Annotated in this window: 9 protein-coding genes and 1 pseudogene; 5 read left to right on the plus strand and 5 right to left on the minus strand. The window is 61.1% G+C overall.

Annotation, left to right across the window (positions count from 1 at the left end; genetic code table 11):
• Positions 1–5: 5 nt before the first annotated feature.
• Entirely contained in the window at positions 6–1,127 is a 1,122-nt protein-coding gene (locus AB5Y84_RS06385; protein ID WP_013724010.1) for an anhydro-N-acetylmuramic acid kinase, read from the minus strand.
• 312 nt (positions 1,128–1,439) lie between these two features.
• On the minus strand, positions 1,440–2,765 hold the full coding sequence (locus tag AB5Y84_RS06390) for a peptidoglycan DD-metalloendopeptidase family protein (protein WP_201947403.1): 1,326 nt from the start codon (positions 2,763–2,765) through the stop codon (positions 1,440–1,442).
• Positions 2,766–2,874: 109 nt separating this feature from the next.
• Between AB5Y84_RS06390 and tyrS the strand changes: the two genes are divergently transcribed.
• Positions 2,875–4,074, plus strand: a complete 1,200-nt coding sequence (tyrS, locus tag AB5Y84_RS06395; RefSeq protein ID WP_005347884.1) for a tyrosine--tRNA ligase — start codon at positions 2,875–2,877, stop codon at positions 4,072–4,074.
• A gap of 42 nt (positions 4,075–4,116) precedes the next feature.
• Here the strand turns inward: tyrS and AB5Y84_RS06400 are convergent, their stop codons facing one another.
• Positions 4,117–5,052, minus strand: a complete 936-nt coding sequence (locus AB5Y84_RS06400; protein ID WP_043818935.1) for a LysR family transcriptional regulator — start codon at positions 5,050–5,052, stop codon at positions 4,117–4,119.
• Between the two features lie 108 nt (positions 5,053–5,160).
• Between AB5Y84_RS06400 and budA the strand changes: the two genes are divergently transcribed.
• Together budA and alsS are read left to right on the plus strand one after the other, a co-directional pair.
• Positions 5,161–5,955, plus strand: coding sequence for an acetolactate decarboxylase (gene budA / locus AB5Y84_RS06405; protein ID WP_005338506.1), 795 nt, complete (start codon positions 5,161–5,163; stop codon positions 5,953–5,955).
• An 18-nt stretch (positions 5,956–5,973) separates the two neighbouring features.
• Entirely contained in the window at positions 5,974–7,644 is a 1,671-nt protein-coding gene (gene alsS, locus AB5Y84_RS06410; protein ID WP_042081073.1) for an acetolactate synthase AlsS, read from the plus strand.
• A gap of 114 nt (positions 7,645–7,758) precedes the next feature.
• Here the strand turns inward: alsS and AB5Y84_RS06415 are convergent, their stop codons facing one another.
• Positions 7,759–9,171 (minus strand): MATE family efflux transporter, encoded by a 1,413-nt coding sequence (locus tag AB5Y84_RS06415; protein ID WP_042055186.1) that lies wholly within the window; start codon positions 9,169–9,171, stop codon positions 7,759–7,761.
• Between the two features lie 73 nt (positions 9,172–9,244).
• Positions 9,245–10,183 carry a LysR family transcriptional regulator gene (locus AB5Y84_RS06420; RefSeq protein WP_042055187.1) on the minus strand — a complete coding sequence of 313 codons (939 nt, stop codon included), beginning with the start codon at positions 10,181–10,183 and terminating at the stop codon, positions 9,245–9,247.
• 498 nt (positions 10,184–10,681) lie between these two features.
• Here AB5Y84_RS06420 and AB5Y84_RS06425 point away from each other — a divergent pair, with 498 nt between their 5' ends.
• Together AB5Y84_RS06425 and AB5Y84_RS06430 are read left to right on the plus strand one after the other, a co-directional pair.
• Positions 10,682–11,974, plus strand: coding sequence for an HAAAP family serine/threonine permease (locus tag AB5Y84_RS06425; RefSeq protein WP_005338498.1), 1,293 nt, complete (start codon positions 10,682–10,684; stop codon positions 11,972–11,974).
• Between the two features lie 116 nt (positions 11,975–12,090).
• Positions 12,091–12,218 (plus strand): annotated as a pseudogene (locus AB5Y84_RS06430) (IS3 family transposase); the annotation flags it as partial.

Here is a 12,218-nt window from a genome sequence, read left to right on the forward strand (position 1 = left end):
ATCACTCAGGCGGGATAGAGGGCACCCAGCACAGCCGGACGGCTGGCGCCGGTGACGGCGGGCAGGTTACCCGGCTTGCGGTGAACAAAGCACATGGCCAGCCAGGCAAAGGCAGCCCCTTCCACCCAGTCGGGGGCAAGGCCCAGCTCGGCAGTGCTGGCGATGCGCCATGCAGGCAGCAGGCTGGCCAACTCCTTCAGCAAGGGGGCGTTATGGGCACCGCCGCCGCAGACAAAGAGCTCTGCTTTCGGCTGGCTGGCACCGACTGATTCGGGCCGGGCGGGCAGTTGGCGGGCGATGCTGTGGCAGGTGAGCGCCTGCAGGGTGCGCTGCACATCCACGGGGGCGTATGAAGTGCCTGCCAGCTCCCCATCGAGCCAATCGAGGGTAAACATCTCCCGTCCGGTGCTCTTGGGGGCGGGGGCGGCGAAATAGGGGTGAGCCAGCAGCTTTTCCAGCAGGGCCGGGATAGGCTTGCCACTGGCGGCCCATTTGCCACCGGCGTCATAGCTGCCGCCGTGGGGCTGATGGCGGCGATACCAGCCATCGAGCAGGGTGTTGGCCGGGCCGGTATCAAAACCATATACCCCGCCCGGATTGCCCGGCAGCACCGAGATATTGGCGATGCCGCCGAGGTTCAGTACCACTCGCAGGGCGCCGGGTTTGGCAAACAGCGCCTGATGGAAGGCGGGCACCAGCGGCGCCCCCTGACCACCGAGGGCCATATCCATGGTGCGAAAATCGGCGATAACGTCGATGCCGGTCAGGGCGGCCAGCAGGGCGGCGTTGCCGATCTGCAGGGTAAAGCCAAGCTGGGGGCGATGGCGGATGGTTTGGCCGTGGCTGCCGATGGCGCGAATATCTTTGGGCTCAAGCTTCGCTTTGGTCAGCAGCGCGTGGGTGGCGGCGGCAAACTCTCGCGCCACCAGATTATCGGCTACCCCCATGCGGTCGATTTCGTTGTCGCCCGGGGTGCAGAGGGCATGCAACGTGCGGGCGGTCTCTTGCGGCCAGGGGTGGCAAAGCGCCGCTTCGACCCGCAGTTCATCCCCGGCGATCATCACCAGCACGGCATCAATGCCGTCCATGCTGGTTCCCGACATCAGACCGATATAGCGTTCAGCCATGTGTCTCCTTACATTGCTGCTTGAAAATGCGGTGTGCAGAGAGGGTGAAGAGGGGAACGGCTTTCATCCCATGCCACATGGCGTGGTCTTTGAGATCAGACCGATATAACGCTCAACCATGGGGCATCCTCAATGCGGACCGGAAAAAGAGTGAGAGAGACAGGATAGATAAGCCCTTACGCCTGTGCCACATGCCGCTCCCGGTGTTCCATCTCATCTTATGTCCTAAGGCGGACTCATTTCAATCCGGTTGCCTGGCGCGAGCTCAATAAAATGGGCTGGCAGGGCCTTCACCCTGCCAGCCCTGATGGCTTAGTTGCCGCGACCATCCCGCTTGTTCTGGGCCAGCTGCAGCTCGGGGTTGTCGAGCTTGGCCAGTTGCGGCATCGCCAGCTTTTTGAAGTTGGCCAGCTCGCGTCCGCTCAGGGTCTCTGCCTGCGGCAGGGTGAGGGTGCGCGGGTTCTTGTGAATGCCGCCCACCACGAATTCGTAGTGCAGGTGCGGGCCGGTGACGCGGCCGGTGCCACCCAGAGTGCCGATGGTCTGCCCCTGCTTCACCCGCTGCCCCTTGTTGACGGTGCGCTTGGAGAGGTGCAGGTACTTGGTCACATAGTTGCCAGCATGCTTGATAAAGACGTAGTTGCCGTTGAACTGGTTGTAACCGGCGGCCACCACGCTGCCGGAGCCCGCCGCCATGATGGGGGTACCCACCGGCGCCACATAGTCGATGCCGTTATGGGGGCGGATCTTGCCGGTCACCGGATGGAGGCGGCGCGGGTTAAAGTTGGAGCTGATGTATTTGAAGTTGACCGGCGCACGCAGGAAGCTCTTGCGCATCGCCTTCCCTTCCGGGGTGTAGTAGTTGCCATCTTCATTGAGCACGGCGCGGTAGGCGGTGCCCTGGTTGACGAACTCGGCCGCCAGAATATCGCCAGAGGCGACCCGCTCGTCGTCGCGGAACTTGTCTTCATAGACCACCCGGAAGCTGTCTCCCGGCTGCAAGTCCTGGGCAAAGTCGATGTCCCAGCCGAAGATGGCGGCCAAGTCCATGATCTGATCTTCGGTCATCCCCGCATCCACCGCGGCGCCCCAGAAGCTGGAGCGGATCTCCCCTTTGCTCACCTGTTCGCGGGTGTCGAGGGCGATCTTGACGTTGCGAGCGACAAAGGTCTCCTCCTTGCGGCTCACCTTGAGCGCCTGCTCCAGACTGTGGGGGTAATAGAGGCTGTGCAACTGGCCATCTTCGGTCAGCTTGAAGGTGAGCTCCTGCCCAGGTTGCAGCATGCGCAGGGGATCGCTGCCCTCGAGCTGGTCGATCAGGTGCAGATCCGTGGTGCTCAGGCCAATGCGCTGGAAGATCACCCCCATGTTGTCGCCACGGCGCACCTTCACCTGCTTGGTGATGTAGCGCGGTTTGGGCGGGGTAACGGGCTGGGCGGCTTCGGCCGTCAGCTCGTCGTTCAGTGTGTTGTCGTTAGCCGGTTCCCGCAGGGCAATTTCGTTGCCGTTTTCATCGACCCGTGTTGCTACTGCCTGTTCGCTGGGCCAGGCAGCCAGCATCATGATCATGATGCTCAAGATCAGCACCATCTTGCGGTGCCAGTGGGGGAGTGCGTTGAAGGCGTGCCAAATAACCATGAGAAGCAGATGAAGTCGGGCAGAATGGAAGGATTTTACAGCCTTTCCAATTGGCCCGCCATTCCAGTAATATGTTTGGCCCTGTGGAATCGTGATGGAGAGTCAAAAAATGTCCCAGCTCGAGGTGGCGCTAGCCGAGATCAAGCGCGGAGCGGAAGAAATTCTGGTTGAAGAAGAACTTGTCGCCAAGTTGAAGGAAGGGCGCCCGCTGCGCATCAAGTTGGGCATGGACCCGACCGCCCCCGACATTCACCTGGGTCATACCGTGATCCTCAACAAGCTGAAGACCTTCCAGGATCTGGGCCATGAAGTGATCCTGCTGATCGGTGACTTCACTGCCATGGTGGGAGATCCCTCCGGCAAGAACGCCACCCGTCCGCCGCTCTCCGAAGAGGCCATCAAACACAACGCCCTCACCTATGCCGAGCAGGCGTTCAAGATCCTCGACCCAGCCAAGACCCGCATCGAGTACAACTCGACCTGGCTGAGCGAGCTGGGTGCGACCGGCATGATCAAGCTGGCGGCCAAGCAGACCGTGGCCCGCATGATGGAGCGTGACGACTTCAAAAAGCGCTACACCGGCGGCCAATCCATCGCGATTCACGAATTCCTCTATCCGCTGCTGCAAGGCTATGACTCGGTCGCGCTGAAGGCGGACGTTGAGCTCGGCGGTACCGACCAGAAGTTCAACCTGCTGATGGGCCGAGAGCTGCAAAAAGATGCCGGCATGGCGACCCAGTGTGTGCTGATGATGCCGCTGCTGGTGGGTCTGGATGGCGTCAAGAAGATGTCCAAGTCCGCAGGCAACTACATCGGCGTTCACGACGCTCCGGGCGAGATGTTCGGCAAGATCATGTCCATCACCGACGATCTGATGTGGAACTACTACGAGCTGCTCTCCTTCCGTCCGCTGGCCGAAATCGAAGAGTTCAAGGCAGGCATCGCTGCCGGTACTCTCAACCCGCGCGACGTGAAGATCTGGCTGGCCAAAGAGATCATCGCCCGTTATCACGACGAAGCGGCGGCCGAAGCGGCTCACGAAGATTTCACCCAGCGCTTCTCCAAGAACGCCATTCCGGACGAGATGCCGGAAATCGAGCTGGCACTGGAAGGCGAAGGGCTGGCCATTGCCAACCTGCTGAAAGAGGCCGATCTGGTGGCCACCACCTCCGAAGCGCTGCGGATGATCAAGCAGGGCGCAGTCAAGGTGGATGGCGAGAAGCTGGAAGATGGCAAGGCACTCATCGGTGCCGGTACCGCCGTCTATCAGGTCGGCAAGCGCAAGTTTGCCCGGGTGACTGTCAAATAAGCAGTACCGTCAAATAAGCCGTCGCATCAGGCAAGCTGGTCATCAAACCGGTTCAAGCTTGTTCAACAGGGCCTCCTTCGGGAGGCCTTGTCGTATCTGGGCGGCACGGATCTGGGCGATAAAGTGCCGCAGCACGGCACTGCTTGGGTGTGGCCGTGTCGCCAGACTGATACTGGTCATCATGCCGTTGCCCTCAATGGGGTGGTAACTGACCCCGAGCGGACGCAACGCCGCCACCGAGCTGGGCACCAGAGTCACGCCAAAGCCCGCCTGCACCATGCCGACGGTGGAGATCACCTGTGGGCATTCGGGCCCCAGTATCGGCTCGAACCCCGCCTCCCGACAGAGGCCCACGATGCCGTCATAGAGCCCGGGCCCGATGGCGTGGGGAAACAGAATAAAACTCTCGTCCTTCAGGCTGGCCAGTGGCAAGGGGCCAGGCTTGGCCTTGGGGTGACTGGTCGGCAGGGCGATCAGCAGCGGCTCCTGCTCGATAAGGTGATGGGCAAAGCCCTCGCTACCCCGACAGGGGAGCCGCAAGATGGCGGCATCCAGCCGATCGTTGCGCAGCGCCTCCACCAGTGCCGGCATGGTGCCCTCCTGCGGGCTGAGGGCTACCTCGGGGTAGCGCTCCCGGTAGTCGTGCAGCAGGGTCAGCACCGCGGGGTGGAGCACGGTGGAACCGGCAAAGCCGATCCGCAGCGCCCCCTGCTCGCCCCGGGCAATCCGCTTTACCTTCAGTTTTGCCGCATCGGCCAGCGCCAGGATCTGCGCCGCATCCCGATAGAGGCTCTCGCCCGCCTCGGTCAGCTCGACACTGCGGGTCAAACGGCGCAGCAGCGGGGTGCCCAGAGTCTCCTCCAGCTTGCGGATCTGCTGGCTCAGGGGCGGCTGGGCCATGTTGAGTGATTCGGCTGCGCGGGTGAAATTCTGCTTTTCAACAACGGCCATGAAGTAGCGGAGCGTACGAAGTTCCATATCGATTGAGTCTCAAAGTCATGGGATCAGCGTATTGGTGTTGAAATGTGAACCAAGTCACCATTGGAGCCGAACGCTAACAGGATTCAGGGTGGAGGTGAAACCCGAATGGAACATATTGCAACATCTGACAGTGCCGGGTGCAGCTGTGCCCTCGAAGTGAGTCAGCAGTTTTCCCGCTGGCGCAGGCAGCATGATGGTGGCGAGATCTACCAGAGTTCCCTGATGAGCGCCCTGCTGGCGGGGGTCTACGAAGGGGAGACCACCATGAGCGAACTGCTGCGCCACGGCGACTTTGGCCTTGGCACCTTCAACCACCTCGATGGCGAGCTGATCGCCTTCGAGCGCCAGATCCACCAGTTGCGCTCCGATGGCTCGGCCCGGCCCGCCCGCGCCGATCAGAAGACCCCCTTCGCGGTGATGACCCATTTTCGCCCCTGTCTGGAGCGTCGCTTCGATCACCCCCTGAGCCGTGACGAGATCCACCAGTGGGTGGATCGGCTGGTGGGCTCCGACAACGTTTTCGTCGCCCTGCGCCTCGACGGCCAGTTTGAAACGGCCAAGGTACGAACCGTGCCGCGTCAGGAGCCCCCTTATCGCCCCATGCTGGAAGCCATCGAACAGCAGCCGCTGTTCCGCTTTGCCGCAGTGGCGGGGACTCTGGTGGGTTTTCGCTGCCCGCCGTTCGTGCAGGGGGTCAATGTGGCGGGCTTTCACGAGCACATGATCACCGCCGATCGCAAGGGGGGCGGTCATCTGCTCGACTACACCATGGCCCACGGCACCCTGCGACTTTCTGTGGTGCGTCACCTCAATCTGGCCCTGCCATCGGATCCCGCTTTCCGGCAGGCCGACCTCAACCCCGCCGATCTCGATCGCGCCATTCAGGCCGCCGAAGGCTGATAGACAAGGAGCAATATCATGGAAAACAGACAGTGGAAGTGCGGTGCAGAGCTGGTGGTTCGTCATCTGGAGGCGCAAGGGGTCAAGCAGGTGTTCGGGATCCCGGGGGCCAAGATTGACCGGGTGTTCGATGCGCTGGAGGACTCCCCCATCGAGACCATAGTGGTGCGCCACGAGGCGAACGCCGCCTTTATGGCGGCCGCCGTGGGGCGTCTCACCGGCAAGGCGGGGGTGGCGCTGGTCACCTCGGGCCCCGGTTGCTCCAACCTCATTACCGGGCTGGCGACCGCCACCTCGGAAGGGGACCCCATGGTGGCGCTGGGCGGTGCGGTGCGCCGTGCCGATGGTCTCAAGCTCACCCACCAGAGCATGGATACGGTCAATCTCTGCCGTCCGGTCACCAAGTTCAGTGCCCAGGTCAACAGCGGGGCGGCGATCTCCGAAGTGATGGCCAACGCCTTCCGCGCCGCCGAGCTGGGGCGGCCGGGGGCGGCGTTTGTCAGCCTGCCGATGGATATCATCAACAAGCCGGTGCAGGGTAATGTGCTGGTGCCTCGGGAAGTGCCGGAGCCAGGCTGCGCCGATGAGCAGAATATGGAGCAGGCATTGACCCTGCTGCGCAACGCCGAGAATCCGGTGGTGCTGCTCGGCCTGATGGCGAGCCGGCCGGAAAATGCCGAGGCAGTGCGCGCCTTCCTCGACAAGGCGCGGCTGCCGGTGACCGGTACATATCAGGCTGCCGGGGTGGTGGACAGCTGCCACTTCGATGACTTTGCCGGGCGGGTGGGGCTCTTTAACAACCAGCCGGGGGATCAGCTGCTGGCGGGGGCCGATCTGGTGATCTGCATCGGCTACAGCCCCATCGAGTACGACCCCGTGCTGTGGAATGGCGACAGGGAACGGCGCATCCTCCATATCGACGTGCTGCCTGCCGATATCGACAGCAGCTACTGCCCGACCGCCGAGCTGGTGGGGTCGATCCGCGCCAACCTGTTGCAGCTGACCCGCATCATGGGCAATCCGAAAATCCGTCCCCCCGAGGTGGATCGGCTGCTGCAAGGGGTACGCCAGCAGCGACTGCGACTGGCAATGCGGGCCGACGATCTGCACGGCAATCCGGTTCACCCCTTGCGTATCGTGCGCGAGCTGCAGGATCTGGTGCGCGACGACATGACCCTCTGCGTCGACATGGGCAGCTTCCATATCTGGATTGCCCGCTACCTCTACAGCTTCCGCGCTCGTCAGGTGTTGATCTCCAATGGTCAGCAGACCATGGGGGTGGCACTGCCGTGGGCCATCGGCGCGGCGCTGGTGCGGCCGGGGGAGAAGGTGATCTCGGTATCGGGGGATGGCAGCTTTATGCAGTCAAGCATGGAGCTGGAGACGGCGGTGCGGCTCAAGAGCAATATCGTCCACATCATCTGGGTCGATAACGGCTACAACATGGTCGCGATGCAGGAGCAGCAGAAGTATTGTCGCACCTCCGGCGTCTCTTTTGGTCCCATCGACTTCAAACGCTATGCCGAATCGTTCGGGGCGGCCGGTTTCGCGGTGCGCTCTGCCGACGAGCTGCGCGCCACCCTGCGGGCCGCGCTGGCGGTGGAGGGGCCAGCTGTGGTGGCCATTCCGGTGGATTACTCCGACAACCCGGGGCTGATGGCCCAGCTCAGGCCAGAAGTATTGGCATAGTGTGGGCCGCGGTGTTGGCCTGGCTTGTTGTGTAAGCGCAAGCAGACCCGCCCATATAGCAAAACCCGGCATCAATGGATGCCGGTTTTTTATTGCTACGCGGGATGGGTGGCCTTAACGGGCCAGCTGGACGGCGGCGCGTGCGCGGGCCGGTTGTGGGCGACGCTTGTTTTTTGGTGCGCAGGCCATCTTCAGGCGCAGCCACTCGCGCCACAGCAGCCAGCAGAGCGGCAGGGTGAGCAGCAGCACGGTCGCGGGCTGGGCCATCAGCACCCCATCACGGCCCCACAGTTGCGGCAGCAGGAAGATGAGCGGCAGCAGCAACACGGTTTTGGCGATGGAGATGACCAGCGCCTGACGGGTACGTGCCATGGATTGCAGCAACACGATGCCGAACATGATGATCCCCTCCAGCGGAATGGCGCCGAGGTTGAGGGTCAGGCTGCTGATGGCGGCGGCCAGCAGTTCGGGATCCTTGTCGCCGGTATAGAGCATGGCGACCTGTCCCGGCAGCAGTTGGATGGTGAGCCACACCAGCATGCCGTAGATAAAAGTGAACTTGAGCCCCATCTCCATCAGGTACTTGAGGTTGCGATGGCGCTTGGCCCCTGCCGCCTTGCTGATGAGCGGCTGAATGCCGAACGCCAGCCCCTGCAGAATGACGATAAAGACCGCTTCGGTGTAACCGGCCACGGTAAAACCCGCCAGATCCTTCACATTGCCATACACCATCAGCTGGCTGTTGTGCAGCATCAGCAGCAGGCCGAGGTTGAACTGGGCAATCAGGCTCGGCAGGCCGGTAAAGAGCAGGTGCGGCATGGCGGGGAGGTTGGGTACCAGATCCCGCCAGCTGAGGCGAAGCCGCGCCCAGGGGGTAAAGAAGTAGCCAAGACCGATCAGGCTCACCGCACCCTCTGCCATCAGGGTGGCTTGCGCAGTACCGATCAGTCCCAGCCCCAACCGACCCACCATGATGTAGTTGAGGATGATATTGAGCACGGCGCCGCTGCTCACCAGCACCATGGCCAGTTTCGGGCGGCCATCGTTGCGCAGCAGATAGGGGACCGCCAGATTGCTGGCCAGCAACAGAGTGCCGCCGCCAATCCAGGTGAGGTAATCGCTTGCCTGTTTCCAGGTCTCTGTGCCCTGTTCAATCCCCAGCCCCAGCAGGATATCGGTGTGTGTGTAGTAGAGCAGCACCGGCGCAACGCCCCCGAGTCCGGCCAGCAGCCAGAGGGCGTTGACCAGCGCCTGACGGGCCAGTGTGTCGTTTTTCGCCCCTTGCTGGAAGGAGATAGCGGTGGCCGCCCCCATGCTGATCATGGCGGCCAGACCGATCAGCACCATGATGACCGGATAGACCAGGTTGATCCCGGCGAGGCCAGCGGCGCCGACATAGTGGCCGACGAAGATGCCGTCGATGAGGTAGTAGGCCCCCGAGACCAGCATGGCAAGAATGGAGGGGAGGGCGTAAGCCCAGAAGCGACGGGTCATGGCCCGTTGCCGCAGTGTTAAATAGGCAGACATATCTGTTCTCTCGGGGAGTTCGATTATCGAACAGATAGTCTAGATTAATACTTATTTGGTGATAATCAGGGTTTCACTTGATGAATTGCTGAGTATTGCTCACTAATCCGGGGTTTTGGTAGTGCGCCTTGAGCATGTCGATCAGGATGCGCAGCCCGCTGCCCAGCTGATGCCGACTGGGATAGAAGAGGTAGAAGCCGGCAAAGGTGGGGCACCAGGGCTCCAGCACGGTGAGCAGTTTCCCCTCCGCGACCTTTTGGCTCACCTCCTCTTCCAGACAGTAGGCGAGCCCCAGCCCCGCCTCGGCGGCGCCCAGATAGAGGGCCGGGGTGCTGGTGGTGAGTGGCCCGGTCACTTCGATCTCCAGCATGGTGCCGTCGGCGGCAAAGGCCCAGCGATAGTGGTGGTGCGGGGTGAGGCGATAGCCGATGCAGGCGTGGCGGCTCAGCTCGCTCGGGTGCTCCGGTGTACCGTGCTCCGCCAGATAGGCCGGGGAGCCCACCACCAGATAACGCTGGGGCGGGCCGAGGGGGATGCCGATCATCTCCTTGGGCAGCAGATCGCCATAAAAGAGCGCGGCATCGTAACCATCTTCAATCAGCCGGGGCATCAGCTCCTGCTCCACTACCTCCACCTGCATCCGCGGATAGCGGGCCAGATAGTCGATGAGTACAGGTGCCAGCAGGCTGTCGATGGCGCCGCGGGGGGCGCAGAGTTTGAGTCGACCCACCGGTTCATCGCTGTTGCGGGCCAGCTCGCAAAGCGCCTCTTCCAGGGTATTGAGGGTGGGGAGCAGCTGCTTGAGCAGCCGCTGGCCCGCTTCGGTCGGCACCACGGCGCGGGTACTGCGGTTGAGCAGCCGTACTCCCAGACGGGCTTCCAGCCCCTTCAGGCTATGGCTGAGGGCGGAGGCGGAGACCCCGAGTTCGAGGGCGGCCTTGCTGAAACTGCGGTGACGGGCGACGGCGGCAAACACCGCCAGTTCGGCGAGATCGGTACGGGTAATGGTCATCATCAATCAACAAAAAGGCGTAAGTCACAAGGGTACGCCAAGGCCGTGCTGCACACAATCCGCGCTAAACGGGTGGCTTGTTGCAAATATGTAGCTGCTCGCAGGCTATTGATTCCAGTGAAACTAAGTTGGATTGTTAAAAAAAACTCACAATAAGGCGCTTTGAGTGTGATCTTGGTCGTCCGAAAGGCGACCAAAATCAAACTTTGGTTGATTAATTCAAAAAAACGCTGTGATTAATAAGGGCATTTAATTAAAGTCAGCCCATCAAGAGTGGCGCACGTTAATCGGTTGTTAAGTGAGACGGGCGCCGACCCTCAGGGTCAAAATCTCGCACTGTTGTTTGTTGCAATCCTGTTGTCACAAGGAGTGATGGCCAGGTTGCCGGGGGGCGAGAGGTTAATATCAAGGACGGACAGCAGGCGTTCCAGGGAGATGGAACCGGGCCAAGGCCCGACCAAACAAGAATCCCATTTTCCTAGATGACAGGAACAACGTATGTCTGACATGAATATTGCAGCTGATGGTCGTTTAGCCAGCAACACCTCCCGCGGCGTCAACAAGGCCGATGTGGTCTGGATGCTGGGTCTGTACGGTACCGCGATCGGTGCCGGTGTGCTCTTCCTGCCAATCAACGCCGGTGTAGGTGGCCTGTGGCCGCTGGTTGCCATGTTGATCCTGGCGCTGCCGCTGACTTTCTTTGCTCACCGTGGTCTGACCCGCTTCGTGCTGTCCGGCTCTACCCGTGATGGCGACATCACTGAAGTAGTAGAAGAGCACTTCGGCAAGACCGCAGGCAAATTCATCACCCTGCTCTACTTCTTTGCCATCTACCCGATCGTGCTGATGTATTCAGTCGCCATCACCAACACCGTCGAGAGCGTGATTGTTCACCAGCTGGGCATGTCTGCACCTCCCCGTGCCGTTCTGTCACTGGCCCTGATCCTCGGTCTGATGGCCGTTGTTCGTCTGGGCGGCCAGGTTATCGTCAAAGCGATGAGCGTGCTGGTATTCCCGTTCGTGCTCACCCTGATGGGTCTGGCGTTCTACCTGATCCCGCACTGGAACGGTGCCATCATCACTGAAGCTCCGGCCCTGTCCGACGCCTTCAACGGTGACTTCATCAAGACCCTGTGGCTGGCTATCCCGGTAATGGTGTTCTCCTTCAACCACTCCCCGATCATCTCCTCCTTCGCGGTGGACAACAAAGGTCGTTACGGTGAAGGTGCCGAGAAGAAGTGCAGCAATATCCTGCTGGGCGCCCACGTCATGATGGTGATGACCGTTATGTTCTTCGTATTCAGCTGCGTACTGAGCCTCTCCCCAGCTGACCTGGCTGCTGCCAAAGAACAGAACATCTCCATCCTGTCCTACCTGGCCAACCACTTCGATAACCCGGTTATCGGTACTGTGGCTCCGCTGATCGCCATGGTTGCCATCAGCAAATCCTTCCTGGGTCACTACCTGGGTGCGCAAGAAGGCATGAACGGCCTGATGGCCAAGGCGCTGCGCGAGAAGGGCAAGAACGTTGACACCAAGCAACTGAACAAAGTTACTGCCGTGTTCATGATCCTGACCACCTGGGCCATCGCTACCATCAACCCGAGCATCCTCGGCATGATTGAAGACCTGGGCGGCCCGATCATCGCAATGCTGCTGTTCCTGATGCCGATGTACGCCATCACCAAGGTTCCGGCCATGCGCAAATACGCTGGCAACATCAGCAACGGCTTCGTGACCATCATCGGCCTGATCGCCATGTCCGGTATCATCTACAAGCTGATTGCCTGATAACTCCGGTTACCAAGTTGAATGAAGAAGCCGCCTCGCAAGAGGCGGCTTTTTTTATGGCTTTGTCCCGTCCTGAATATGGTTTACACCTTTCCCCCCAATAAATGGAGAGCCCGATGGGACAAGGTGTGAAACGGACACAGCGCGATTACTCGCTGACTTTTAAACTGGCGCTGGTCGAGCAGATTGAAAAAGGCGAGCTCACCTACAAACAGGCTCAGGTGCGTTATGGCATTCAGGGCCG

This window comes from Aeromonas sp. s11 (assembly GCF_040907945.1).
GTDB classification, from domain to species: Bacteria; Pseudomonadota; Gammaproteobacteria; order Enterobacterales; family Aeromonadaceae; genus Aeromonas; species Aeromonas veronii.

What these genes read in the sequence shown, in the direction of transcription:
- AB5Y84_RS06385 (WP_013724010.1), bottom strand. Translation starts at nt 1,127, where the DNA reads ATGGCTGAACGCTATATCGGTCTGATGTCGGGAACCAGCATGGACGGC.
- AB5Y84_RS06390 (WP_201947403.1), bottom strand. Translation starts at nt 2,765, where the DNA reads ATGGTTATTTGGCACGCCTTCAACGCACTCCCCCACTGGCACCGCAAG.
- tyrS (WP_005347884.1), top strand. Translation starts at nt 2,875, where the DNA reads ATGTCCCAGCTCGAGGTGGCGCTAGCCGAGATCAAGCGCGGAGCGGAA.
- AB5Y84_RS06400 (WP_043818935.1), bottom strand. Translation starts at nt 5,052, where the DNA reads ATGGAACTTCGTACGCTCCGCTACTTCATGGCCGTTGTTGAAAAGCAG.
- budA (WP_005338506.1), top strand. Translation starts at nt 5,161, where the DNA reads ATGGAACATATTGCAACATCTGACAGTGCCGGGTGCAGCTGTGCCCTC.
- alsS (WP_042081073.1), top strand. Translation starts at nt 5,974, where the DNA reads ATGGAAAACAGACAGTGGAAGTGCGGTGCAGAGCTGGTGGTTCGTCAT.
- AB5Y84_RS06415 (WP_042055186.1), bottom strand. Translation starts at nt 9,171, where the DNA reads ATGTCTGCCTATTTAACACTGCGGCAACGGGCCATGACCCGTCGCTTC.
- AB5Y84_RS06420 (WP_042055187.1), bottom strand. Translation starts at nt 10,183, where the DNA reads ATGACCATTACCCGTACCGATCTCGCCGAACTGGCGGTGTTTGCCGCC.
- AB5Y84_RS06425 (WP_005338498.1), top strand. Translation starts at nt 10,682, where the DNA reads ATGTCTGACATGAATATTGCAGCTGATGGTCGTTTAGCCAGCAACACC.